22 protein-coding genes and 1 riboswitch are annotated in these 23,872 nt (G+C 74.5%); of the genes, 17 read left to right on the top strand and 5 right to left on the bottom strand.

Features of this window, described 5'->3' with window-relative positions:
* Positions 1-24 precede the first annotated feature (24 nt).
* Positions 25-2,391, bottom strand: coding sequence for an endopeptidase La (gene lon / locus ACRAKH_RS27665; RefSeq protein ID WP_380724682.1), 2,367 nt, complete (start codon positions 2,389-2,391; stop codon positions 25-27).
* Positions 2,392-2,590: 199 nt separating this feature from the next.
* On the opposite strand from lon, the gene ACRAKH_RS27660 reads away from it, so the two are divergent.
* Together ACRAKH_RS27660 and ACRAKH_RS27655 are read left to right on the top strand one after the other, a co-directional pair.
* Positions 2,591-3,391 (top strand): SAM-dependent methyltransferase, encoded by an 801-nt coding sequence (locus ACRAKH_RS27660; protein ID WP_380724683.1) that lies wholly within the window; start codon positions 2,591-2,593, stop codon positions 3,389-3,391.
* Positions 3,392-3,474: 83 nt separating this feature from the next.
* Positions 3,475-3,981 (top strand): hypothetical protein, encoded by a 507-nt coding sequence (locus tag ACRAKH_RS27655; protein ID WP_447009390.1) that lies wholly within the window; start codon positions 3,475-3,477, stop codon positions 3,979-3,981.
* A gap of 10 nt (positions 3,982-3,991) precedes the next feature.
* Here ACRAKH_RS27655 and ACRAKH_RS27650 read toward each other — a convergent pair whose 3' ends face one another.
* The gene (locus ACRAKH_RS27650; protein WP_447009389.1) at positions 3,992-4,540 is read right to left on the bottom strand and encodes a TetR/AcrR family transcriptional regulator; all 549 of its coding nucleotides are present in this window, start codon (positions 4,538-4,540) and stop codon (positions 3,992-3,994) included.
* A 110-nt stretch (positions 4,541-4,650) separates the two neighbouring features.
* Between ACRAKH_RS27650 and ACRAKH_RS27645 the strand changes: the two genes are divergently transcribed.
* Entirely contained in the window at positions 4,651-5,307 is a 657-nt protein-coding gene (locus ACRAKH_RS27645; protein WP_380724686.1) for a CatB-related O-acetyltransferase, read from the top strand.
* Positions 5,308-5,332: 25 nt separating this feature from the next.
* Positions 5,333-7,267 (top strand): patatin, encoded by a 1,935-nt coding sequence (locus ACRAKH_RS27640; RefSeq protein WP_380724687.1) that lies wholly within the window; start codon positions 5,333-5,335, stop codon positions 7,265-7,267.
* Positions 7,268-7,279: 12 nt separating this feature from the next.
* On the opposite strand, the gene ACRAKH_RS27635 is transcribed toward ACRAKH_RS27640, so the two are convergent.
* Complete coding sequence (locus ACRAKH_RS27635; protein WP_380724688.1) at positions 7,280-8,212, bottom strand: alpha/beta hydrolase; 933 nt, start codon at positions 8,210-8,212, stop codon at positions 7,280-7,282.
* A gap of 70 nt (positions 8,213-8,282) precedes the next feature.
* Here ACRAKH_RS27635 and ACRAKH_RS27630 point away from each other — a divergent pair, with 70 nt between their 5' ends.
* Together ACRAKH_RS27630 and ACRAKH_RS27625 are read left to right on the top strand one after the other, a co-directional pair.
* Entirely contained in the window at positions 8,283-9,305 is a 1,023-nt protein-coding gene (locus ACRAKH_RS27630; protein ID WP_380724689.1) for a M48 family metallopeptidase, read from the top strand.
* Between the two features lie 74 nt (positions 9,306-9,379).
* Positions 9,380-10,207 (top strand): S1 family peptidase, encoded by an 828-nt coding sequence (locus ACRAKH_RS27625; RefSeq protein WP_380724690.1) that lies wholly within the window; start codon positions 9,380-9,382, stop codon positions 10,205-10,207.
* 66 nt (positions 10,208-10,273) lie between these two features.
* Here ACRAKH_RS27625 and ACRAKH_RS27620 read toward each other — a convergent pair whose 3' ends face one another.
* A complete protein-coding gene (locus ACRAKH_RS27620) occupies positions 10,274-10,879 on the bottom strand; it encodes a LysE family translocator (RefSeq protein ID WP_380724692.1) in 606 nt (201 codons plus the stop codon).
* Positions 10,880-11,055: 176 nt separating this feature from the next.
* Between ACRAKH_RS27620 and ACRAKH_RS27615 the strand changes: the two genes are divergently transcribed.
* Entirely contained in the window at positions 11,056-11,781 is a 726-nt protein-coding gene (locus tag ACRAKH_RS27615; protein WP_380724693.1) for a S1 family peptidase, read from the top strand.
* Positions 11,782-11,801: 20 nt separating this feature from the next.
* Positions 11,802-12,281, top strand: a complete 480-nt coding sequence (locus ACRAKH_RS27610) for a GNAT family N-acetyltransferase (protein ID WP_380724694.1) — start codon at positions 11,802-11,804, stop codon at positions 12,279-12,281.
* Here ACRAKH_RS27610 and ACRAKH_RS27605 read toward each other — a convergent pair.
* The gene (locus ACRAKH_RS27605; protein ID WP_380724695.1) at positions 12,235-13,413 is read right to left on the bottom strand and encodes an 8-amino-7-oxononanoate synthase; all 1,179 of its coding nucleotides are present in this window, start codon (positions 13,411-13,413) and stop codon (positions 12,235-12,237) included. The two genes, ACRAKH_RS27610 and ACRAKH_RS27605, sit on opposite strands and share 47 nt — an antisense overlap.
* 36 nt (positions 13,414-13,449) lie before the next feature.
* Here ACRAKH_RS27605 and ACRAKH_RS27600 point away from each other — a divergent pair, with 36 nt between their 5' ends.
* The 9 genes from ACRAKH_RS27600 to ACRAKH_RS27560 all read left to right on the top strand — a co-directional run bounded on the left by ACRAKH_RS27600 (position 13,450) and on the right by ACRAKH_RS27560 (position 23,855).
* Positions 13,450-14,664 carry a cytochrome P450 gene (locus ACRAKH_RS27600; RefSeq protein WP_380724696.1) on the top strand — a complete coding sequence of 405 codons (1,215 nt, stop codon included), beginning with the start codon at positions 13,450-13,452 and terminating at the stop codon, positions 14,662-14,664.
* Positions 14,665-14,702: 38 nt separating this feature from the next.
* A riboswitch (cobalamin riboswitch) is annotated at positions 14,703-14,830 on the top strand.
* Positions 14,831-14,867: 37 nt separating this feature from the next.
* A complete protein-coding gene (locus ACRAKH_RS27595; RefSeq protein WP_447009388.1) occupies positions 14,868-16,865 on the top strand; it encodes a putative cobaltochelatase in 1,998 nt (665 codons plus the stop codon).
* A 10-nt stretch (positions 16,866-16,875) separates the two neighbouring features.
* On the top strand, positions 16,876-17,490 hold the full coding sequence (gene cobO, locus ACRAKH_RS27590) for a cob(I)yrinic acid a,c-diamide adenosyltransferase (protein ID WP_380730731.1): 615 nt from the start codon (positions 16,876-16,878) through the stop codon (positions 17,488-17,490).
* Positions 17,487-18,860: a cobyrinate a,c-diamide synthase gene (locus ACRAKH_RS27585; protein ID WP_447009387.1), complete on the top strand. Its 1,374-nt coding sequence runs from the start codon at positions 17,487-17,489 to the stop codon at positions 18,858-18,860. Before cobO ends, ACRAKH_RS27585 begins: the two co-directional genes overlap by 4 nt.
* A 64-nt stretch (positions 18,861-18,924) precedes the next feature.
* Entirely contained in the window at positions 18,925-20,034 is a 1,110-nt protein-coding gene (locus ACRAKH_RS27580) for a cobalt-precorrin-4/precorrin-4 C(11)-methyltransferase (RefSeq protein ID WP_380730207.1), read from the top strand.
* A gap of 1 nt (position 20,035) precedes the next feature.
* Positions 20,036-20,893 (top strand): hypothetical protein, encoded by an 858-nt coding sequence (locus ACRAKH_RS27575; RefSeq protein ID WP_447009386.1) that lies wholly within the window; start codon positions 20,036-20,038, stop codon positions 20,891-20,893.
* Positions 20,872-22,155 (top strand): cobalamin biosynthesis protein, encoded by a 1,284-nt coding sequence (locus tag ACRAKH_RS27570; RefSeq protein ID WP_447009385.1) that lies wholly within the window; start codon positions 20,872-20,874, stop codon positions 22,153-22,155. The genes ACRAKH_RS27575 and ACRAKH_RS27570 overlap by 22 nt, the downstream gene beginning before the upstream one ends.
* A 105-nt stretch (positions 22,156-22,260) precedes the next feature.
* Positions 22,261-23,049, top strand: a complete 789-nt coding sequence (locus ACRAKH_RS27565) for a S1 family peptidase (protein WP_380725651.1) — start codon at positions 22,261-22,263, stop codon at positions 23,047-23,049.
* 92 nt (positions 23,050-23,141) lie between these two features.
* Positions 23,142-23,855 carry a PIG-L deacetylase family protein gene (locus ACRAKH_RS27560; RefSeq protein ID WP_380725649.1) on the top strand — a complete coding sequence of 238 codons (714 nt, stop codon included), beginning with the start codon at positions 23,142-23,144 and terminating at the stop codon, positions 23,853-23,855.
* Positions 23,856-23,872 lie beyond the last annotated feature (17 nt).

The following is a 23,872-nucleotide window of genomic DNA, read 5'->3' as shown; positions in this document are numbered from 1 at the left end:
GTGGTCGACCGGGCTCCGTCGGGGTCAGGCGGCGGTGGCGGTGGTGGCCTGGTGGGGTTCCAGGGCCAGCGCGAGGACTTCCCGCACGTCGGCGACCAGGTGGACGGTGAGTTCGTCGAGGACGGACTGGGGGACGTCGTCGAGGTCGGGCTCGTTGCGCTGGGGCAGGAGCACGGTGGTGATGCCGGCGCGGTGGGCGGCGAGGAGCTTCTGCTTGACGCCGCCGATCGGCAGGACGCGGCCGGTCAGGGACACCTCGCCCGTCATCGCCACGTCGGCGCGGACGGGGCGGCCGGACAGGAGCGACGCCAGGGCCGTCGTCATGGTCACGCCCGCTGACGGGCCGTCCTTCGGCACCGCGCCCGCCGGCACGTGGATGTGCACGCCGCGTTCCGCGAGCACCCCGGCCCGGGTGTCGTTGGAGCGCAGGTAGGACAGGGCGATCTGGGCGGACTCCTTCATCACGTCGCCGAGCTGGCCGGTCAGGGTGAGGCCGGCCGCGCCGGTCTCCGAGGACGCGAGGGACGCCTCGACGAACAGGACGTCGCCTCCGGCGCCGGTGACGGCGAGGCCCGTCGCGACGCCCGGGACGGCGGTCCGCTCGGCCGATTCCGGGGTGTGCTTGGGCGAGCCCAGGTAGCCGCGCAGGTCGGGCACGTCGACGGTGACCGGCAGTTCGGTCTCGCCGAGCGCGACGCGTGCGGTGACCTTGCGGAGGATGCGGGCGAGCGAGCGTTCCAGTTGCCGCACACCGGCTTCGCGGGTGTACTCGCCGGCCAGCTTGCGCAGCGTCGCCTCGGTGACCGTGACGTCGTCGGGGGTGAGGCCGGCCCGTTCGACCTGCCGGGGGAGGAGGTGGTCGCGGCCGATGGTGACCTTCTCGTCCTCGGTGTAGCCGTCGAGCTGGACGAGCTCCATGCGGTCGAGGAGGGGGCCGGGGATGGACTCCAGGACGTTCGCGGTGGCCAGGAAGACCACGTCCGACAGGTCCAGCTCGACTTCCAGGTAGTGGTCGCGGAAGGTGTGGTTCTGGGCCGGGTCGAGCACTTCCAGCAGGGCCGCGGTCGGGTCGCCGCGGTAGTCCGCGCCGACCTTGTCGATCTCGTCGAGGAGGACGACCGGGTTCATCGAGCCCGCCTCCGAGATGGCGCGCACGATCCGGCCGGGCAGCGCGCCGACGTAGGTGCGCCGGTGGCCGCGGATCTCCGCCTCGTCCCGCACGCCGCCGAGGGCGACCCGGACGAACTCGCGGCCCATGGCGCGGGCGACGGACTCGCCGAGCGACGTCTTGCCGACGCCGGGCGGGCCGACGAGGGCGAGGACCGCGCCGGAACGCCGTCCGCCGACGACGCCCATGCCCCGGTCGGCACGGCGGCGGCGCACGGCCAGGTACTCGGTGATGCGTTCCTTCACGTCGTCGAGGCCGGCGTGGTCGGCGTCGAGGACGGCCCGTGCGCCCGCGATGTCGTACGAGTCCTCGGTGCGCTCGTTCCACGGCATGTCGAGGACGGTGTCGAGCCAGGTGCGGATCCAGCCGACCTCGGGGGACTGCTCGGCGGTGCGCTCCAGCTTGTCGACCTCGGCCAGGGCCGCCTCGCGCACGTGCTCGGGCAGGTCCGCGCCTTCGACGCGGGCGCGGTAGTCCTGCTCCTCGGTGGCGGGCTTGCCGTCCAGCTCGGCCAGTTCCTTGCGGATGGCGGCCAGTTGCTGGCGCAGCAGGAACTCCCGCTGCTGCTTCTCCACGCCTTCCTTGACGTCCTTGCGGATCGTCTCGGCCACGTCCAGCTCGGTCAGGTACTCGCGGCCCCACTCCAGCAGCTTCTCCAGCCGCTCGGTCACGTCGCTGGTCTCCAGCAGCCAGACCTTCTGGTCCTCGCTCAGGTACGACGCGTACCCGGCGAGGTCGGCCAGCGCGGACGGCTCGTCGACCTGCTGCACCGAGTCGACCACCTGCCACGCGCCGCGCTGCTGGAGGATCGTGGTGACCAGCGCCCGGTACTCGCGGGCCAGCTCGCGGGTGCGGTCGTCCACCGGCGGCTCGTCCGCCACGGTCGCCTCCACCCACAGCGCCGCGCCGGGCCCGGTCGTGCCGGTGCCGATGCGGACCCGCTCGGTGCCGCGCACCACGGCCGCGCGCTCGCCGCCGGACAGCCGGCCGACCTGCTCGATCAGCGCCAGCGTGCCGACCTTGGCGTACTTGCCGTCCAGCCGGGGCACCAGCAGCACCTTGGCCTGGCCGCCGGACGCCTCGCCGGCGGCCGTGGCGGCCTCGATCGCGGCACGGGCCTCGGAGGTGGCGTCCGAGCCGCTGAGCCGGATCGGCACGACCATGCCCGGCAGCACGACCACGTCGTCCAGCGGCAGCACCGGCAGCGCCAACGTCTCGCCCATGATCCCTCCAAAGTTGAGTCTGACTGGCTCAACCAAGGTGAGCCGGAGATTGTTTCCGCCTGGTGTTCGCCCTGAGCGAGCACCGCCTTTCGTGGGGATGGGCGCCTGCCGGCACCATCGCGAGCGCCCGTTCGGGGGTTGTGCCCCGTTCGCGGTGCGGGAACGATCACGCCGTCGGCTGACGAGGAGATGTGTGCGCATGGAGCAGGCGAGCTGGGTTCCGTCGTCGGTGGACCTGAGCCGGCCGAGCGCGGCCCGGATGTACGACTACTTCCTGGGCGGCTCGCACAACTTCGCGGTCGACCGCGAGGCGGCCAAGGCGGTCGAGCAGATCTTCCCCGGCATGTCCGGCGCGGCGCGGGCCAACCGCTCGTTCCTCCGGCGCGCGGTGCGGTACCTGCTGTCGCAGGGCATCGACCAGTTCCTCGACCTGGGCTCGGGCATCCCGACCGTCGGCAACGTGCACGAGATCGCCCAGCAGACCAACCCGGCGGCCCGCGTGGTGTACGCCGACATCGAACCCGTCGCCGTCGCCCACAGCACCGCCCTGCTCGCGGACAACCCCGGCGCCACGGCGATCCAGGCGGACCTGCGCGACCCGGACTCGGTGCTGGGCGCCGACGAGGTCCGCGAGGTGCTCGACTTCGACCGGCCCATCGGCCTGCTGATGGCCGCCGTGCTGCACTTCGTCCCGGACGAGGACGAGCCGCACCGGGCGATCGCCCGCTACCGCGAGGCGTTGGCGCCGGGCAGCCACGTGGCGATCTCCCACGCGAGCTGGGACGGCGTGTCGCAGGAGGGGCAGGAGAGCGGCGAGCGGGTCAACGCGATCTACCGCCGCACCGACAGCCCGCTGGTGCTGCGGACGGGCGCGGAGGTCGCCTCGTTCTTCACCGGGCTGGACGTCGTGGAGCCGGGTGTCGTGCCGCTGTCGGAGTGGCGGCCGGACTCGGACGACGCGTACATCAGCGCCTACGCGGGCGTGGGCCGGAAGGCGTAGGCGCCGGTCAGCGGAGGTGCTCGACCGCCGGCCTGGCCGCCGTCCCGATGACGGCGTCCGCCGCCGGCAGGGTGAACGCGGGCGTGATCGTCGCGTCCGGCGGGGAGCACCTCGACTTCCACGGCTTCACCGTGCGGGTGTTCCGCAGCCTGCACAGCCAGTTCGGCTCGTACGGCTACTTCGCGCCCGGCACCCTGACCGCGCCGCCGCCGCGCCCGGAGACCATCAGCGACCTCGTGGAAGGCGGCTCGCTGGCGTACCTGATCACCGTGGGCGGCTTCTCGGTGCTGTTCCTGTCGGGCACGGCGAACTACGTGGAGCGCGAGGTCGCAGGGCTGCGGCCGGACGTCCTGGTGCTCGGCATGAGCGGCCACGCGAACGTCCACGACTACACCGCGCGGGCGCTGCGGGCGACCCGCCCCAGGCTGCTCGTGCCGAGTCACCACGACGACATGGTGACGCACTGGACGACCCGGCCCTGCCGCCGCGCGGCAACCCCGCGGCCGCCGCCGAGCTGTCCGACACGGCGGCGGATCGGCCTGGCCGCCCGCGTCCTCGACCCGGAGGTCCTGCGCTGGTACGACCTGTAGCCGTGCCGGCTCAGAGGAGGCCGGCGCGGGCGGCGGCGAGCGCGGCCCTGGCCGCGCGCTCGGCGGTGGCGCGGTCGACGGGTTCGCCGGAGATGAAGACCCGGTGGTACAGCGGGGCGCAGGTCTGGCGGATCACCTCGACCGGGTCAGCCGGCGGTGGCAGCTCGCCGCGGTGGACGGCCCGCGTCACGACCCGCGCCGCGGCCTCCTGCCGTGCCGCGTAGAAGCGCCGCTTCGCTTGCAGGGCGCGGTCGGACTGCAGCGCGGCGGCGACGACCGCCACCGGCACGGAGCTGTGGTCGGGGTCGGTGAAGGTGTCGGCGACCTCCGTGGCGATGGCGATCAGGTCGCCCTCGATCGTGCCGGTGTCGGGCACCGGCCACGTGGTCTCCGCGGTGTGGTCCAGGGCGTCGGCGATCAGCACGTCAACCGTGCCCCAGCGGCGGTACACGGTCGTCTTGTGCACGCCCGCGCGGTCGGCGACGTTCTCGACGGTCAGGCCGGCGTAGCCGTGCTCGACCAGTTCCGCGTGCACGGCCGCGACGACGGCTTCGCGCACGCGGGCGGAGCGACCACCGGGTCTCGACGTCACAGTGCGACTCCAGTTGCGTTAAGGGGCATCGGCCTGCCACTCTAACGCAACGTGAGTTGCGTTAGGAGTCTGATCCCTTGATCCCCGACCCGACGATCCCCGACCCGGCCGCCCTCCACCCGCTGCCGCACGCCGACCGCGTCGTCCAGCTCAAGCCGTTGGTGACGTCGCCGACGATCGAGGTCGGCGAGTACACCTACTACGACGACCCCGAGCACGCGCTGGAGTTCGAGACGCGCAACGTGCTCTACGGGTACGGCGCCGAGAAGCTCGTCATCGGCAGGTTCTGCGCGCTGGCGACCGGGACCACGTTCATCATGGCCGGCGCGAACCACCTCACCACCGGCGTGTCGACGTTCCCGTTCACCATCTTCGGCGGCACGTGGGCCGAGCGGACGCTGGACCTCATCACCGGCATGGAGACGCGCGGCGACACCGTCGTCGGCAACGACGTGTGGTTCGGCTACCGCGCCCTCGTCATGCCCGGCGTCACGATCGGCGACGGCGCGATCATCGCCACCGGCGCGGTGGTGACGTCCGACGTGCCGCCGTACGCGGTGGTCGGCGGCAACCCGGCCCGTCCCGTGAAGCGGCGGTTCGCCGACGAGGACGTCGCACGCCTGCTGCGCGCGAGGTGGTGGGACTGGCCGGTCGACCTCCTCACCGAGCACGTCCGCACGATCATGTCCGGCACGCCGGCCGAGATCGAGGACATCGCCCGATCGCACCTCTAGCCGCGCGCGCCGCCACCGGGAGATCATGGACGCCGGGAGGTTCGCCATGGCCGAGGACTTCGACCGGTACTGCGACCTGACCATGCGGGGCGGGACGGCGAGCGGCGTCGTGTACCCGTGGGCCGTGGTGGAGTTGGCCGAGCACTACCGCTTCCGCTCGCTGGGCGGCGCGTCGGCGGGCGCGATCGGCGCCGCGTTCACCGCCGCCGCCGAGAAGGGCCGCGACGACGGCGGGTTCCAAAAGCTCAAGGAGGTCATCGACTGGTTCGCCGCGCCGGGCTGGCGGATGGCGCAGCTGTTCCAGCCGAGCGAGCACACCCGGAAGCTGTTCCGGATCGTCGCGGCGTCCATGCAGCGCCGCGACACGACGGGCCGCAGCGCGCTGACGTGCCTGCTGCTCGCCCTCCTCGGCGCGATCGGGTGGCGGGCGCGGTCGTTCCTCGGCCTGGCGCTGGCGCTGTGGCTCGTCGGCCCGACGCTGTGGTTCCACGCGGTCGGGTGGGGCGCGACGCCCACGTGGCTGCTGATCGGGCTCGCGGTGGTGGTGCTGGTCGGCGTGCCGGCGATCGTGCTGCGGGTCCTGCCGACCGGCCGTGACGCGTGGCTGCGCCGGGTCGGCACGGCGCTGCTGCTCGTCGTGCCGCTGGCTCCGGTGGCTGCGAGCACCCGGTGGACGCCCCAGAGCGTCGCGAGCGCCGCCACGGCCGCGGTGTGGTGGCTGGTGCTCGGGTTCGCGTTCGTCAGCGCGGTCGCGCTCACGTACGGCCTGGGCGCCAAGCGTTTCCTCGACCGGATGGCCACCACCATCCACTTCGGACTCGTGCCCGGCACCGGTCACTTCCGGTCGAACTTCTGGGACCGCCGCTGCGGTGTGCCCGCCTCCACCGGCGTGCCGCCGTTGGCCGACTGGATCGCGGACCGGCTGGACGACCTGTCCGGCGTCACCGACCTCACGTTCGGCGACCTGACCACGAACCTGGTCCTGATGACCACGGACCTGTCCGAGGGACGCCCCTACCGGCTGCCGTTCACCGAACCGCGCGACGCGTGGCTGTTCTGCCGCGAGTGCCTGAACACCGTGCTGCCGCGGCGGACCGTCGACCGGCTCGGCTCCGACGCCACCGGCCACCGCTGCCCGCTGCACCCCGCCGACACCCTCCACGCGCTGCCCGACGACCTGCCCGTGGCGCTGGCCGTGCGGATGAGCATGCCGCTGCCGGGCCTGATCGCCGCGGTGCCGCTGGTGCGCGCCGAACCCGAGCCGCGGGTGCACTGGTTCTCCGACGGCGGCATCACCAGCAACTTCCCGATCCACTTCTTCGACCACCCGCTGCCGCGCTGGCCGACGTTCGGGCTGACCCTCCAGCCCTACCCGCCGGGAGACGACCGGGACGTCTGGCTGCCCGAGCAGGACGCGTCCACCAGCGGCGCGCCGTGGCGGGGCATCGGGCTCGTGGGCCAGTTCGCGTGGGCGATCCTCAACACCATGCTCGACTGGCGCGACACCATGCAGTCCGCGCTGCCGGGCTACCGGGGCCGCATCGCGCACGTCCGCGTCGGCGCGCTGGAAGGCGGCACGAACCTGTTCATGCGCCCGGAGACGATCCTGGCGCTGGCCGGGCGCGGCGCGCAGGCCGGGCGGTTGCTGCGCACCCGGTTCACCGAGGACGACGCCGCCAAGACCGACCGCTACCGCTGGATCCGGATGCGGCTGGCGATGCGCGAGTTCCGACAGCTCGCCGGGCAGTCGACGGAACGCGCCGACCTCTACCGCGACCTGGCCGCCCGCTACCGGATACCGGAGGACCTGCACGACTGGTTCGCCACACCGCCCACGGGCTCCGACCCGCACGCCCGCGAGATCGGCCTCACCCTGGACGCCCTCGCCGCCGTGCCCGACGACCCGCTGGACGGCGAGCCGCCGGTGGACCCGGACCTCCGCCTCACCCCGCCCGAGTGACGGCGCGGTCCGTCAGACCTGGTCCAGGAACTCGTCGATCTCCGCCAACGCCCGCCGCCGCACCGACTCCGCCGACAGGAACAGGTCGTGCATCCCGCCGTCGACGGGCACGATCGTCACCCGGCGGCCGATCTTCGGCCCCCACCGGACCATGTGCCGGACGTCCAGCACGGTGTCCGCCGTCATCGCCTCGGGCGTCCACGTCCTCGCGCGCAGGTGGCTGCGCTCCGACCGCAGCAGCAGCACGGGCACGCGCACGTCCAGCCCGCGGTGCAGCTTGGCGTGGCCGCGGCGGATCGCGCGCAGCCACCCGGCGTGCACCGGGAACGCGTCGATCGGCTTCCACGCCGTGTCGAAGTCCCACTCGCCGTGGTGGTCGCGGTGGATGCTCTCGCCGTACACGGGGGCGAGGCCGGGCTTCACCACGAGCTTCGGCGCGAACCGGCCCACGCCCCGCACCAGCGCCGACCCCACGGTCCGCAGCAGCCACGGCTCGGCCAGGTCCAGCCACGGGCTGTTGAGCACCAACGCGTCCAGCACGTCGTCCGCACGCCGCTCGTGCGCCCACAGGCTGGTGATCAGACCACCGGTCGAGTGACCCATCAGCACGAGGTGCCGGTGGCCGTCCTCCTCGCGGATCACCCGCACCGCGGCGTCGATCTCCTCGAAGTGCTCCGCCAGGTCGGTCACGTAGTTCGCGACCTGCCCCGGCTTCAGCGACCGCCCGTACGCGCGCAGGTCCACGGCGTAGAAGTCGAACCCGCGCGCGGTGAAGTGCTCGGCGACGTGCCGCTGGAAGAAGTAGTCCGCGAAGCCGTGGACGTAGAGCACGGCGCCGCGGGTCGCGGGCCGCGCGCGCCGGCGGACGAGGGTGGCGGTCGTGTCGCCGCCGCCCAGCGGCAGCGCGCGGGTTTCGTAGTCGGTGCCGAGCACGTCTGCGTTCACGGGGTCAGTGTGCACGCCGATTCGCCCGTTCGGGGATGGGCGGGTGTCGGGTCGTGGCACTGTGGGTGACATGAGCAGCGAGGAGATCGAACGGTCGACGGCACGCGTGCGCTTCCCCGGCATCAGCCCGCGGGCGTACGAGCACCCGGTCGACCGGGGGGCGTTGGCGGTCCTGCGCGCCGTGCCGGGCATCGGCCCGGTGCTGCAGGCGGTGGCGGGGGCGTTCACCGAGCGCGGTGAGCGGCTGGGGTACCTGGCGTCGAGCATCCGGGTGAGCCCGAAGCAGTACCCGGAGCTGGACCGGCTCCGGCTGGAGGTGGCGGCGACGCTGGACGTCGACCCGGTGCCGGAGTTGTTCGTGCAGCGCGACCCGGTGCCGAACGCCATGACGCTGGGCATCGACAAGCCGTTCATCGTGCTGACCACGGGTCTGGTGGACCTGCTGGACGCGGAGGGCCTGCGGTTCGCCATCGGCCACGAGATGGGCCACGTCCTGTCCGGCCACGCGCTGTACCAGACGATCCTGCGCCGGCTCATGCAGCTGCAGTACGGCCTGGGCTGGATGCCCGCCGGCTACTGGGCGATCCGCGCGGTGATCGCGGCGCTGTGCGAGTGGTACCGCAAGACCGAGCTGACGTGCGACCGCGCGGGCCTGCTGTGCGTGCAGGACCCGTCCGCCGCGCTGCGCGTGCACGTGGCGATGGCGGGCGGCATGGACCTCACCCAGGTCGACACGGCCGAGTTCCTCAAGCAGGCCAAGGAGTACGAGCAGGTCGAGGACGTGCGGGACAGCGTGCTCAAGCTGATCCGGACGTGGCCGCTGACGCACCCGCTGGCCGTGGTGCGGGCGGCGGAGCTGCAGAAGTGGGCGGCGAGCGAGGAGTACCGCGCCATCCTGACGGGTGAATATCCGAAGCGCGAGGACGACCGCCCGACCAGCTCGTTCAGCGAGGACATCAGGTCGGCGGCGCGGTCCTACAAGGAGTCCGCGGCCCAGTCCGAGGACCCGCTCATGAAGGTGTTCAACGAGTTCGGCGACGTCCTGTCGGGCGCGGCGGGCAAGGTGCGGAGCAAGTTCACCGGGGCGGGCTAGGCCGCCGTTTGGCCCAGCGGATTCGGCTGATCTGGCTAACCTCCTTCTGACGCCTTTGATCAGGAGGAGGGGCGATGCGGCTTGCCGCGTTGTTGATGACGTTGTTGACGGCCCTCGCGGGCACCGCCGCGGCGGACGACCGCGGGCACGGCGACCCGGTGGACGGCCGGGCGGGCGATCGCGCGGACAGCCGCGTCGCCGACGGCCGGGTGGTCGACGGCCGCGTGGTGGGCGGCGAGCGGGTGCCCATCGCGGCGCACCCCTGGGTGGTCTACCTGACCGACGCCGGCGGGTTCCAGTTCTGCGGCGGCACGCTGGTCGCGCCGACCAAGGTGGTCACCGCCGCGCACTGCGTCAACGGCCGCACGCCCCGCAACACCCGGGTTGTGGCGGGCCGCGAGGACAAGCGGAGCGGCGACGGCGTGGTGGCGCGGCTGTCCCGCATCTGGGTGCACCCGGACTACGTGACCGCGGACCAGGGCGACGACATCGCGGTGCTGACGTTGCGGACGCCGGTGGACTACACGCCGCTGCCGCTCGCCGGGCCGTCCGACGAGGCGCTGTACCAGCCGGGCACGAACGGCTGGGTGCTCGGCTGGGGTCGCACGAGCGAGCAGGGTCCGTCGTCGCGGTACCTGCTGCGCGCGACCGTCCCGGTGATGGCGGACCAGGACTGCCGCGCCGCCTACCTCCAGTTCGACCCGGCGGAGATGACGTGCGCGGGCTACCCCGAGGGCGGCGTGGACACGTGCCAGGGCGACTCGGGCGGCCCGTTCGTGGCCGGCGGGAAGCTCATCGGTGTCACCTCGTGGGGCGAGGGTTGCGCGCGGCCGGGCAAACCGGGCATCTACACCGAGGTCAAGGCCTACTCGGCGGAGCTGCAGGAGCAGCTGGCCGGCTGATCGGGCGGCGTGCGGACCCTCGGGTCGCGGGGGTCCGCACGCCGGTCTCGGACGTGTCGGCCGGCTCTAGAGCACGAGCCCGATCGACATCGTGAGGAACACCGCCGCGCACACCGCGTCCAGCGCCGTGGTGACGCCGGGGCGGCGCAGCGAGCCGGCGACGCGGGCCGCGGCGACGACGATCGTCAGCTCCCACAGCGCGGCCAGCCCGAGGAACACGGCGGCGAGCATCCCGAGCTGCGCGGCCGGGTCGCCCGTGCCGATGAACTGCGGCAGGAACGCCAGCGAGAACAGCAGCATCTTCGGGTTGGTGATGTTGGTCAGGAACCCCTGCCGGAACGGGCGGCTCGCGGCGACGGCGACCTCGCCGGCCGACCGCCGGAGCAGGCCGCGCGTGATCGTCACGGCCAGGTAGAGCAGGTACGCCGCGCCGATCCAGCGCAGCCCGGTGAGCACGGCGGGGTAGCGGGCGATCACCACGCCCAGGCCCGAGATCACCAGCGCGACCTGGGCGAAGGCCGCGGTGTGGATGCCGGCCAGCGCGAGCAGCCCGGCGCGGGTGCCGGACCGCATCGAGGTGCGCAGCAGCAGGAAGGCGTCCACGCCCGGGGTCAGCACGACCACGGCGCACGCGATCAGGAACGCCGGGAGCTGGGTGAAGTCCAGGTGCATGGAAACCTCCCTCGTGATCCGGACAGACCGTCGTGATCTGTCTCACTCGCCGTCAAATCTTCGGCGCTCAGGCATCCTAACAACAGATTTTCCGGTTTCCATGCCCCGGCGACGCTCGATGCGACCCTCCGCTACGGTCGGTGGTCGATCACCCACATGCCGTAGAGAGGTGCTCCATGCGCATCAGCGCGCCGGTCTTCGCCGTTCTCGTGCTGGTCCTGTCCGCGCTGCCCGCGGACGCGGTGGTGGGCGGCCGGGCGGCGCCCGTGACGCCGTGGGCGGTGGCCCTGTTCGACGCGGCCGGCAACTTCTTCTGCGGCGGCGCCCTGATCGGCCCGGACAAGGTCGTGACCGCCGCCCACTGCACGGTGGAGCGCACCGCGCTCGGCGACCGCGACCGCCTCCCGGCGGACCTCACCGTCGTGGCGGGCCGGGCGGACCTCGACGCGAAGGACGGTCGGACGGCGAAGGTCGCGGGCATCTGGCGGCACCCCGCGTTCACCGACGTCGCCGCCGGCGACGACGTGGCCACTCTCACCCTCGCCGCCGCGCTGCCGTACCGCCCGGTCCGGGTCGCGGAGGCCGTGCCGGGGCGCACGGCCACCGTGTACGGCTGGGGCCGCACGGGCGAGCTGCGCGCGCCGAGCCGGACGCTGCGCCAGGTCGACGTGCCGATCCGGTCGGACGCCGAGTGCGCCGCCCGCGTCCCCGACTACCGGCCGGACGGGATGCTGTGCGCGGGCTTCCCGGAGGGCGGCAGGGACGCGTGCGAGGGCGACTCCGGCGGCCCGCTCACCGTGGCGGGCGAGCTGGTCGGCGTCGTCTCCTACGGCCGCGGCTGCGCCCGCCCCGACCAGCCGGGCGTCTACACGCGGCTGAGCCGGTACCAGGACCGAATCTGAGACTGTGGTACCACAGTCGGGTGCGCTCTCACCCGTTCCCGGCGACGTTGCGCCGGCAGTGGTCGGCCGACCTGACCCCCGCCCAGCTCTACGCCGTGCTCAGGCTGCGGGGCGACGTGTTCGTGGTGGAGCAGAACTGCGTGTACCGCGACGCCGACGGCCGTGACCTGGAGCCGGGCACCCGGCACTTCTGGCTGGAGGCCGAGGGCTCGTCGCCGGACCAGGCCGCCGGCCCCGTCCCCCTGGCCTACCTGCGGTTGCTGGAGGAACCGGACGGCACGTTCCGCATCGGCCGGGTCTGCACGGCCCGCGCCGCCCGCGGCCGTGGCTACAGCCGGCGGCTGGTGGAGGCGGCGCTGGCCGAGGTCGGGCAGACGCCGTGCGTCCTCGACGCCCAGACCTACGTGGCGGACTTCTACGCGTCGTTCGGGTTCGAGCCCGAGGGCGCGGAGTTCATGGACGACGGGATACCGCACCTGCGGATGCGCCGGTCTCCGTGATCACCCGCACGGCCCGCTCGACGTCCGCCTCGGTCAGGTCGGCGCGGGCGGTGAGGCGCAGCCGGGAGATCCGGTCCGGCACCGACGGCGGCCGGAAGCAGCCGACGACGACGCCCCGCGCGCGGCAGGCCTCCGCCCACTCGAACGCGGACTCCGGCGACGGCGCCTGCACGGACACCACGGCCGCGGTCGGCGTGCTGACCCGCAGCCCGTTCTCCTTCAGCCGGAACGCCAGGTCCTGCGCCACGTCCAACGCCCGGCCGGGCCGCTCCGGCTCCTCCCGCAGCACCTTCAACGCGGCCAGCGACGCCGCCGCGCTCGCCGGCGAGAGACCGGTGTCGAAGATGAACGTGCGGGCCGTGTCGACCAGGTGCTTGATCACCCGGCTCGGCCCGAGGACCGCGCCGCCCTGCGCGCCCAGCGACTTCGACAGCGTCACGGTCGTCACCACGTCGGGCGCCTTCGCCAGGCCCGCCGCGTGCACCGCGCCCCGTCCGCCGTCGCCGACGACGCCGAGGCCGTGCGCGTCGTCCACGACCAGCGCGGCGTCGTGCTCGCGGCACGCGGCGGCCAGCGCGGCGAGCGGCGCGAGGTCGCCGTCCACGGAGAACACCGAGTCGGTCACCACGATCGCCCGCCGCTTCCCGCGCGTGGCCAGGGCGTGCGTCACCTGCTCGACGTCGCAGTGCCCGGCGACCACCACGTCCGCCTTGGACAGGCGGGTGCCGTCGATCAGCGACGCGTGGATGTGCTGGTCGGCGACGATCGCCGTGCCGGGGCCGGTGAGGGCGGTCAGCGCGCCCAGGTTCGCCGCGTAGCCCGACGAGAACACCAGCGCCGACTGCGCGCCGCAGAAGTTGGCCAGCTCGTACTCCAGCTCGGTGTGCAGCTCGGTGGAGCCGGTGACCAGCCGCGACCCGGTCGACCCCGCGCCCCAGCGCAGCGCGGCCGCGGCGGCGGCGCCCGTCACCCGCTTGTCGCGGGCCAGGCCGAGGTAGTCGTTCGACGCCAGGTCGAGGTCCGTCGAGTCGGCCGGCCGGGGCCGGACCCGGCGGGCCAGCCCGGCTTTCGCGCGGGCTTCGGCTCGCGTGTCGATCCAGTCGAACACCGACTCACCTGTGCGCACACTCACGGCGGGAGTGTCGCATCCGGCGGCTACCGTGCCGGCGTGGACCTCTTCCAGCCGGAGCCTGCCGACCTGCGGTCGTTGCGCGAGAACGCGCCGGTCCACCGGGACGAGCGGACCGGGTTGTGGCTGGTCAGCCGCTACGACGACGTGCGCGCCGTGCTGGCGGACGCGCGCCGGTTCCACCCGGACAACGCGCTGGACGCGGTGGTGCCGATCCCGCGCCCGGTGCTGCGGGTGCTGGCGCGCGCCGGGTTCTCGCTGCCGCCGACGCTGGCCAACAACGGCACCGGCACGCACGCCGACCTGCGGCGACTCGTGGCCCGGTTCCTCACCCCGGCGCGGGTCGCGGCGCTGGGGCCGCGGATCGCGGAGCTGGCCGCCGAACGGCTGGACCGGCTGAGCGGGCGCGTCGACCTGCACCCGGCGCTGGCCCGCGACCTGCCCGCGATCGTGCTGCTGGAGGTCCTGGGCATCCGGGACGTCGACGTGGACGCGCTCAAGGCGTGGAGCACGGCGTCGTTGGAGCTGTTCTGGGGCGACGTGACGGTGGAGCGGCAGCACGAGCTGGCCCGGCCCGCCGCCGCGTTCCACCAGTGGCTCACGGCCCGGATCAAGGCCGCGCGGGGCGACGACGACCTGTTCGGCGCGCTGCGGTCGGCCGAAGTCCCGATCCGCGACGCGGCCGGCCTCTGCTACTTCCTGCTGATCGCGGGCCAGGAGACGACGACGCAGCTGCTGTGCGCGGTGTTCCACGCGGTGCTGCGGCACGACGTCGACCGGCCCGGCGACCGCCTGTGGTCCCGGCTGGACGAGCCGGGCGTGGCCGCCGCGTGCGTGGAGGAGGTGCTGAGGCGTGATCCGCCGGTGAGCACGTGGCGGCGGGTCGCGGCCGAACCGGTCACCCTCTCCGGCGTGGACGTCCCGGCGGGCGCGCCGCTGCTGCTGATGCTCGCGGGCAGCGGCTCCGACCCGGCGGTCTTCGACGACCCCGAGCGGTTCTGCCCGGCCCGCCCCCGCAACCGCAGGCACCTGGCGTTCGGCCACGGCCGGCACTTCTGCCTCGGCGCGGGACTGGCCCGGCTGGAGGCGCAGGTCGTGCTGCGGGAGACCGCGCGGCGGTTCCCGGAGCTGCGCCTGGCCTCCGCCGAGCCGCCGCCGATGCTGGGCCTGCTGTCGTTCCGCGCGCCGCTGAGCGTCGAGGTCGACCTCGTCCCGGCGCCGGGGCCGGAGCCCGTCCGACTCGCGCGGGTGTGATCGTCCTCGCCCGCCGGGGACTTGGAGCACGCCTGCGGAAGTGCGACGATGCCCAGGCTCTAGAGGGGGTGCGCGAGGAAGCCGGTGCGAATCCGGCACGGTCCCGCCACTGTGACCGGGCCTTGGGATCCGGGAGTCAGGAACTCGGCCCCCGACTCGTAGACCGGACACGGGCGTGGACACCCGAGGAAGGACACCGCCGCATGGGCGCGCGTTTCCCCTTTTCCGCAGTCGTCGGCCACGACGACCTCCGCACGGCTCTGCTGCTCAACGCCGTGCACCCCGGTATCGGCGGGGTGCTCGTCCGAGGTGAGAAGGGGACCGCCAAGTCGACCGTGGTGCGGGCGCTCGCCGCGCTGCTCCCCGCGCTGGACGTGGTGCCGGGCTGCCGCTTCGGGTGCGACCCGGCCGCGCCCGCCGACTGCCCCGACGGCCCGCACGGCCACGGCTCGGAACGGCGTCCCGCCCGGCTGGTGGAGCTGCCGGTCGGCGCGACCGAGGACCGGCTGATCGGCTCGCTCGACCTGGAACGCGCGCTCACCGAGGGCGTCCGCGCCTACCAGCCGGGTCTGCTGGCCGCCGCGCACCGGGGCGTGCTGTACGTGGACGAGGTGAACCTGCTGCACGACCACCTCGTGGACCTGCTGCTCGACGCCGCCGCCATGGGCCGCGCGCACGTCGAGCGCGAAGGCGTCTCCGTGTCGCACGCCGCGTCGTTCCTCCTGGTGGGCACCATGAACCCGGAGGAGGGGGAGCTGCGGCCGCAGCTGCTCGACCGGTTCGGCCTCACGGTCGCCGTCCGCGCGTCGCGTGACGTGACGACCCGCGCCGAGGTGGTGCGGCGGCGGCTCGCCTACGAGGCCGACCCGGAGGGGTTCGCGGCCCGCTGGGCCGACGCGGACGCGGAGCTGGCGCGGCGGATCGTCGCCGCCCGCGACCACCTGAAGGACGTCGTCCTGCCCGACGCCGAGCTGCGCCGGATCGCCGGCATCTGCGCCGCGTTCGAGGTGGACGGCATGCGCGCCGACCTGGTGGTGGCCCGCACCGCCACCGCGCACGCCGCCTGGCGCGGCGCCACCGAGGTGGCCGAGGAGGACGTGGAGGCGGCCGTGCGGCTGGCGCTGCCGCACCGCAAGCGGCGCGACCCGTTCGACGAGCCGGGGCTGGAGGAGGACCAGCTCAACGACGCCCTCCAGCAGGGCGCGGAAGCCGCCCGGGAGCCCGAGGACGGCCCGGAGGACCCGGACGGCCCCGGCGGCCCGGACGGTCCCGGCGGCCCGGAGGGTCCGGAAGGCCCCGACGGTCCCGACGACGGTGGCGGCTCCCCGCCACCCCGAGCCCCGGACGAGTCCACTTCGGACGGCAAGGGCTCCGCCGAGCGGTCCCACGCGCCCGCGCCCGCGTTCCGCGCCCGGCTGCTGCAGGTGCCGGGCGTCGGCGAAGGCGCGCCCGGACGGCGTTCCCGCGCCAAGGCCCGCACCGGCCGCGTGGTCCGATCGTCCACTGTGGACGGTTCGGGGCTGCACCTGCTCGGCACGCTCGGCGCGGCGGCGCCCCACCAGGCCGCCCGCGGTCGCCGCGGGCCGGGACTGGAGCTGCGCGGCGCGGACCTGCGGCTGTCGGTCCGCGAGGGCAAGGAGGGCAACCTCGTGCTGTTCGTCGTCGACGCCTCCGGTTCCATGGCCGCCCGCAAGCGCATGTCGGCCGTCAGCGGCGCCGTGATCTCCCTGCTGCGCGACGCCTACCAGCGGCGCGACAAGGTCGGCGTGGTCACGTTCCGGGGCCGCGAGGCGCAGGTGGCGCTGCCCCCGACGAACTCGGTCGACGCCGCCGCCGCCAGGCTCCGCGACCTGCGCACCGGCGGCCGCACCCCGCTGGCCGACGGCCTCCTCCGCGCCCGCCGCGTGCTGGAGGCCGAACGGGTCCGCGACCCGCGCCGCCGCCCCCTGCTGGTGCTGCTCACCGACGGCCGCGCCACGTCCACCGCCACCGGCGGCGACCCGATGCGCGACGCGGTGCGCGCCGCCGGGCTGCTGGCCGCCGACCGGGTCGCGTCCGTCGTCGTCGACTGCGAGCACGGCCCCGTCAGGCTCGGCCTGGCCGCACGCGTCGCGGACGCGCTGGAAGCGGCGTGCCTGCGCTTGGAAGAACTGTCCGCAGACCAGGTCGCCGGCGTCGTGCGCGCCGCACGAGCCGCGTAGGAGCCTCGACATGCCCCAAGGCCAACCGTCCGTCGTCCCCAACGACGGCCTCAGCACCCGGCAGCGCCGCAACCGGCCCCTGGTCGTGCTCCACACCGGCGAGATGAAGGGCAAGTCCACCGCCGCGTTCGGCCTCGCCCTGCGCGGGTGGAACCAGGGCTGGTCCATCGGCGTCTTCCAGTTCGTGAAGTCGGCCAAGTGGAAGGTCGGCGAGGAGTCGGCGTTCCGCGCGCTCGGCCGGCTGCACGAGCAGACCGGCGAAGGCGGCCCGGTCGAGTGGCACAAGATGGGCGAGGGCTGGTCCTGGACCCGCAAGCAGGGCACCGAGGACGACCACGCCGCCGCCGCCCGCGAGGGCTGGCGGGAGATCGCCCGCCGACTCGCCGCCGAGCAGCACGGCCTGTACGTGCTGGACGAGTTCACCTACCCCCTGCACTGGGGCTGGATCGACGTGGACGAGGTCGTCCGGGCCCTGCGCGACCGGCCCGGCCACCAGCACGTCGTCATCACCGGCCGGTACGCGCCGGACGCGCTCGTCGACGCCGCCGACCTCGTCGTGGAGATGACCAAGGTCAAGCACCCGATGGACGCGGGCCAGAAGGGGCAGAAGGGGATCGAGTGGTGAACCGGCTGGTGGTCGCCGCGCCCGCGTCGGGCAGCGGCAAGACCACCGTCGCCACCGGCCTGATGGCGGCGCTGCGCCGCGCGGGCGACAAGGTCGCGCCGTTCAAGGTCGGACCCGACTACATCGACCCCGGCTACCACTCGGTGGCCACCGGCCGGCCGGGCCGCAACCTCGACCCGGTCATGGTCGGCGACCACCGGGTGCCCGCCCTGTTCGCGCACGGCGCCCGCGGCTGCGACCTGGCCGTCGTGGAAGGCGTGATGGGCCTGTTCGACGGCCGGGTGGACACCGAGGGCGTCGGGTCCACCGCGCACGTCGCCAAGCTCCTGTCCGCGCCCGTGCTGTTCGTGGTCGACGCCCGCGGCCAGAGCCGCAGCCTCGCCGCGCTGCTGCACGGGTTCCGCGGCTACGACCCGACCGTGCGGCTCGGCGGCGTGGTGCTCAACCAGGTCGGCTCCGCCCGCCACGAGCACGTGCTGCGCGGCGCGTGCGCCGAGGTCGGGCTGGAGGTGCTCGGCGTGCTGCCGCGCGACGACCGGTTCGCGCTCCCGTCACGGCACCTCGGCCTCGTCACCGCCGCCGAGCACGGCCCCGCCGCCACCGCCGCCGTCGACGCCATCGCCGACGCCGTCGCCCGGCACGTCGACCTCGACGCCGTCCGCCGGCTCGCCGCCGAGGCGCCCGCGCTCGCCGTGTCGCCGTGGGACGCGCACGCCGAGGTGGACCGGGTCGCGGGCGCGCCCCGGATCGCCGTCGCGGGCGGCGCGGCGTTCACCTTCGGCTACGCCGAGCACGTCGAGCTGCTGGAGGCCGCGGGCGCGGACGTCGTCGTGGTCGACCCGCTGCGCGACGAGGCGCTGCCCGACGGCGCCGCCGGTCTCGTGCTCCCCGGCGGCTTCCCCGAGCAGCACGCCGCCGAGCTGTCCGCCAACGAGGGGCTGCGCGCCGCCGTCACCGCCCTCGCCAGCTCCGGCGCGCCCGTGCACGCCGAGTGCGGCGGCCTGCTGTACCTGGCGAAGTCGCTCGACGGCGCGCCCATGTGCGGCGTGGTCGACGCGGACGGCGCCATGACGCCCCGCCTCACCCTCGGCTACCGCGACGCCGTCGCGCCGCAGGACTCCGTGCTGGCCCGCGCGGGCACGCGGATCACCGGGCACGAGTTCCACCGCACCGCGTTGAGCGTCCCGCACGGCGCGCGTCCCGCCTGGCGGTGGCGCGGCCACGACTCCCGTCCCGTGGCCGAGGGGTTCGTCCTCGGCCGCGTCCACGCGTCGTACCTGCACACCCACCCGGCGTCCGCGCCGGAGGCCGTGACCCGCTTCGTGCGGGCCTGCGCGGCGGACTCCACGCGGTCCGAGGCCACCCGATAGTGGATCGCGCTCGCGCGGTACGGTCCTTGCCCACCAGCCGAACACGTCGTGGGGAGCAGTTGTGATGACTGGTCGGGTCTCCTTCGTGGGCGCCGGTCCCGGCGCCGCCGATCTCATCACCGTGCGCGGCGCGAAGCGGATAGCCGAGGCCGACGTCGTGCTGTGGGCCCCGAGCGTCGTCGAGGCCGAGTGCGTGCGCGAGCACGCTCGCCCCGACGCGGAACTGGTCGACTTCTCCCGGGTCGCCGACGCCGACGTGGTCGAGGTGTACCGGCGCGCGTCGGCGGGCCGGCTGAAGGTGGTGCGGCTGCACGCGGGCGACCCGTCGCTGTGGGGCGGGCTGCGCGACCAGCAGGAGGTGTGCCGGCGCTTGGGCTTGGAGACCGACGTCGTGCCCGGCGTGTCCCAGGTGTCCGCCGCGGCGGCGGCCGTCGGCCGCGAGCTGACCACGTCGGACGTCGCCCAGTCGCTCGTGCTCGCGGGCCCCGAGTCCGCCGAGCACGTCAGGGAGTTCGCCGCGCACGGCACCACGATGGCGATCTCCGCGTCCGGCGCGCGCACCGGCCTGCTGGTCGAGCAGCTGCGCGCGGGCGGCTGCGCCGACGACACGCCGGTCGTGGTGGCCTACAAGGTGTCCCTGCCGGACGAGACGGTCGTGCAGACCACGGTCGGCGAGCTGGAGGCGTGCGTCAAGGAGCACAAGCTCTACCGCACCACGCTGTTCCTGGTCGGCAAGGTGCTCGCGGAGCCCGCGCCCCGCCGCCGTTCCCCGGTGGTCGAGGGCGACGAGCCGGTGCGCCGCGCCCGGCCGTCGAAGTGGTCGCTGCGCGCGAACCGTCCCGTGCCGAAGCCGTCCGGCCCGGCGCCGCTGGTGGACGAGCCCGTGACGCCCCGGACGGACCCCGACTCGCCGTCGGCCGCGGCGTGGTCCGCGGTGCACGACTGGCAGGAGACGGCGCGCACCAAGCGCGCCGGGGCGAAGGCGAAGCCCGAGCCGGTCGGCGAGCCCTTGCTGGAGCTGGTGGTGGACCAGGCGGAGTCCGCGGAGGCCGTCGAGCCGAAGCCGAAGCCGGTGGTCGCCGCCGCCGCGAAGCGGACCACGACGGTCAGGGCCAGCACGACGCCGCGCAAGCAGACCGCGTCGCGGTCCAAGAAGAGCAAGCGCGCCACCTGACATGGACGTCGTCGCACTGCACCGGTTCGTCACCGAAGCCGGCCGTTCGTGGGCCGAGGTGACCGTCGTGGACGCCGCCGAGGCGGGTCCCCGGCACGCGCTGAACGTGTGCCGGGCCCGGCCCGCCGTCGTGGTGTCCGGCGCGGACCCGGCGGAGCTGGCCCGCGGCCTGGCGGGGTGGCGGCGCACCCTCGTCGTCGAGTCCGCCGCCGGTCTGTCCACTGTGGACCCAGCGGACGCGGTGGCGCGCCCGTGGCCGGAGCCCGGTGCGATCCTGTGCCTGGCCGAGCAGCGCTTCGCGCCCACCCCCCGCGGCTGGGCGCCGGACGACTGGGCGCTGCCCGACGACGAGTTCGCCCACCGCGAGGGCATGGTCGCCGTCGCCGAGGTGCGCGCCCTGGCCCTGGCCAGGCTCGCGCCCCGCCCCGGCGTGCTGGTGTGGGACGTCGGCGCCGGACCCGGCGCGGTCGGCGTCGAGTGCGCCCGCCTCGGCGCGGCGGTGGTCGCGGTGGAACGCGACCCCGTGCAGTGCGTGCGGATCATCGCCAACGCCTCCGCGCACGGCGTGGACGTGCGGGTGGTGGAAGCGGAGCTGGCCGAGGCGGGCGAGCTGCCCCGGCCGGACGCCGTGTTCGTCGGCGGCGGTGGCGTGGACGTGGTGCGGCGGTGCGCGCGGACGGGCGCCGGGCGGGTCGTGGTGGCGACCCGGGACCTCGACCGCGTGGTCGCCGCGCGCGACGCCCTGCTGGAGGCCGGCTACGACGTGCAGGGCAGCCAGCTGTCGGCGGCCCGGCTGGCCGGTGGCGCGTTGCTGGCCACCAACCCGGTGACCGTGCTGTGGGGGAGGAAGAAGGCGTGATCGGCGTGTTCGCCGCCGGCGGGCGCGGGCGGCGGGCCGCGGTCGAGCTGGCGGGTTTCCTGGGGCCGGACGCGGTCGTGCCGGACGGGCCGGTCGGGCCCGCGTTGCGCGCCCTGTGGCCGAGGCTCGGGTCGGCGGTGTTCTTCCTCGGCACGGAGGCCACCGTGCGGCTCGTCGCCCCGCTGCTGCGCGACGAGCGGTCCGACCCCGGCGTGGTGTGCGTGGACGGCGGCTTCGCGGTGGCGCTGCTGGGCGGCGCGGACGCGTTGGCCGGCCGCATCGCCGACGTCCTCGGCGGGCACGCCGTCGTCACCTCGGCGTCGGTCGACTCGCCGCTGGACGAACTGGTCGAGCTGCTGGACGCCACCGTGGACGGCGACCTGGCCGCGTGCGGCGAGGCGGTGCGGCAGGGCGAACCCGTGCTGCTGGCCAACCCCCTCGGGTTCCCGCTGCCCGCGCTGCCCGACAACGTCCTGACCGGCCCGGCCGGGCACGACGCGGCGTGGACCGTGCTGGTGGACGACCGCGTCCCCAAGGGCCCGCGGGACGACCGCGTGGTGCGGGTCGTGCCGCGCACGCTCGTCGTGGGCGTCGGGTCGAGCACGGGGGTGTCCGCGTCGGCCGTGTCGGCGGCGCTCGCGCAGCTGGAGGAGAAGCGCGGGCTCGACCTGCGGGCCGTGCGGGCGTTCGCCACGCTGGACCGCAAGGTCGCCGAACCCGGCATCGCCGACGCCTTGGAGGACTGGGGTTTCTGGCACGACTCGACCACCGCGCCGCTGCTCGCCTACCCCGGCGAGGAACTCGCCGTGATCCCGGTGCCGAACCCGGCGGACCTCGCCATCGGCATCCCCAGCGTCGCCGAGGCGGCGGCGCTGCGGGGCGCCGTGCAGCTGTCCGGCGGCGGCCGGGTGGAGATCGCGGCGGAGAAGGTGAAGGGCGCCGGCGTGACGGTGGCCGCCGCCCGCGTCCTGCCGCGCGGCCGGCTCGCGCTGGTCGGCCTCGGCCCCGGCGACGCGGACCAGCGCACACCCCGCGCCGAGGCCGAGCTGCGGCGCGCGTCCGTCGTGGTGGGCAGCGCCGAGTGCGTCGCCCAGGTGCGGCACCTGCTGCGGCCCGGCACGCGGGTCCGGTCGGACGGCGCGGTGCGGCTCGCCGAGGCGGGCGCCGCCGTCGCGTACGTCGACGCGGGCGCCGGACCCGTTGTTTCCGGGCCGGTGCACGCCGATGTCATTCGTGTGACGGGTGTCACTCGTCAACTGTGAAGTGGTGCGGAGCAGCCGAAAGAGGGTTGTCGACCTCCCCGTCTTGGGCCTAGCTGTGGGTGTGCGCGTCGCTACACGGCGCGTCCCCGCCCAGGAAGGATCGACATGGCGAAAACCCTGCGTCGCCTGATCACCGCGTTCGCGGCCACCGTGGCCGCGATCGGCCTGCTCACCGTCGCACCCGCGTCGGCCGAGACCTCCGACACCGGCGTGTCGCCGTACATCGTCGGCGGCACCCGCGTGTCCACCAGCACGTACCCGTGGGTCGTGTACCTGGCCACCAGCACCGGCGGCCAGTTCTGCGGCGGCACCCTCGTGCGCGCCAACAAGGTCGTCACGGCCGCGCACTGCGTGAGCGGCCGCACCGCGTCCAGCACCCGCGTGGTGCACGGCCGCGACGACAAGCAGAGCACCGCGGGCACCGTCGCCACCGTCAGCCGCATCTGGGTGCACCCCAGCTACCGCACCGCGAGCTCCGGCTACGACGTGGCGGTCCTGACCCTCGGCGTCAACATCAACTCCACCTACCTGCCGCTGGCCACCCCGAACGACACCGCGCTGTACGCGGCGGGCACGAGCGCCCGCATCTACGGCTGGGGCACCACGTCGTCCGGCGGCACGGCCTCGCGGTACCTGCTCGGCGCGACCGTGCCGGTGACGTCCGACTCGACCTGCCGCACCGCCTACTCCAACTACAGCCCCACCCACATGGTGTGCGCCGGCTACCCGCAGGGCGGCACGGACACCTGCCAGGGCGACTCGGGCGGCCCGCTCGTCGCGGGCGGCAAGCTGATCGGCGCCACCTCGTTCGGCCGCGGCTGCGCCCTCGCCGGCTACCCCGGCGTGTACGCGCGGATCGCCTCGTACTACTCGACGATCACCGCCCAGCTGTAACCCGCCGCGACGTGCCCACGACCGGGTGGTTCGCCGGTCGTGGGCACGCGTGCGGCGCCGACGTGCCCCGCGGCTCGCGTAGCGTCGGCGGCATGTCGGACCTGGAGCCGTTGCAGGAGGACTGGGAGCGGGCGTTGGCCGTGGTGGCCCACCCCGACGACCTGGAGTACGGGGCGTCCGGCGCGATTGCGCGCTGGACCGCGCAGGGCAAGCACGTCGCGTACGTGCTGGCCAGCCGGGGCGAGGCGGGCATCGACACCCTGCCGCCCGAGGAAGCCGGACCGCTGCGGGCGCGCGAGCAGGTCGCCAGTGCCGCCGTCGTCGGCGTGGACGTGGTCGAGTTCCTCGACCACCCCGACGGCATGATCGAGTACGGCCTGCCGCTGCGCCGCGACATCGCCGCCGCCATCCGCCGCCACAAGCCCGACGTCGTGCTCAGCGGCAACCACCACGCCACCTTCCCCGGCGGGTTCCTCAACATGGCCGACCACCGGGCCGTCGGCCAGGCCGTCATCGACGCCGTGCGGGACGCCGCCAACCGGTGGGTCTTCCGCGACCTCGACCTGGAGCCGTGGAGCGGCGTCCGGTTCGTCGCCGTCAACGCCTCACCGCACGCCGGGCACGCCGTCGACGTCACGGACACGTTCGACCTCGGCGTCGCCTCGCTGCGCGAGCACGCCACCTACCTGGCCGCCCTGAGCGGCGACATGGCCCACCCGGAGGTGTTCCTGCGCCGAGTGGCCGAGCAGGCGGGTAGTCGTTTCGGCGGCAGGCTCGCCACCACGTTCGAGGTCTTGGTGATGTGAGGCACCCGGGTTGGACA

This window comes from Saccharothrix hoggarensis (assembly GCF_052936025.1).
This window is presented reverse-complemented; position numbering and strand designations above follow the sequence as displayed.

Bases quoted from the DNA above. Each gene is read 5' to 3' on its own strand.
- cobO (WP_380730731.1), top strand. From the start codon at position 16,876: ATGCCCCAAGGCCAACCGTCCGTCGTCCCCAACGACGGCCTCAGCACC.
- ACRAKH_RS27565 (WP_380725651.1), top strand. From the start codon at position 22,261: ATGGCGAAAACCCTGCGTCGCCTGATCACCGCGTTCGCGGCCACCGTG.
- ACRAKH_RS27620 (WP_380724692.1), bottom strand. From the start codon at position 10,879: ATGCACCTGGACTTCACCCAGCTCCCGGCGTTCCTGATCGCGTGCGCC.
- ACRAKH_RS27660 (WP_380724683.1), top strand. From the start codon at position 2,591: ATGGAGCAGGCGAGCTGGGTTCCGTCGTCGGTGGACCTGAGCCGGCCG.
- ACRAKH_RS27615 (WP_380724693.1), top strand. From the start codon at position 11,056: ATGCGCATCAGCGCGCCGGTCTTCGCCGTTCTCGTGCTGGTCCTGTCC.
- ACRAKH_RS27630 (WP_380724689.1), top strand. From the start codon at position 8,283: ATGAGCAGCGAGGAGATCGAACGGTCGACGGCACGCGTGCGCTTCCCC.
- ACRAKH_RS27560 (WP_380725649.1), top strand. From the start codon at position 23,142: ATGTCGGACCTGGAGCCGTTGCAGGAGGACTGGGAGCGGGCGTTGGCC.
- lon (WP_380724682.1), bottom strand. From the start codon at position 2,391: ATGGGCGAGACGTTGGCGCTGCCGGTGCTGCCGCTGGACGACGTGGTC.
- ACRAKH_RS27575 (WP_447009386.1), top strand. From the start codon at position 20,036: ATGGACGTCGTCGCACTGCACCGGTTCGTCACCGAAGCCGGCCGTTCG.
- ACRAKH_RS27625 (WP_380724690.1), top strand. From the start codon at position 9,380: ATGCGGCTTGCCGCGTTGTTGATGACGTTGTTGACGGCCCTCGCGGGC.
- ACRAKH_RS27640 (WP_380724687.1), top strand. From the start codon at position 5,333: ATGGACGCCGGGAGGTTCGCCATGGCCGAGGACTTCGACCGGTACTGC.
- ACRAKH_RS27580 (WP_380730207.1), top strand. From the start codon at position 18,925: ATGACTGGTCGGGTCTCCTTCGTGGGCGCCGGTCCCGGCGCCGCCGAT.
- ACRAKH_RS27595 (WP_447009388.1), top strand. From the start codon at position 14,868: ATGGGCGCGCGTTTCCCCTTTTCCGCAGTCGTCGGCCACGACGACCTC.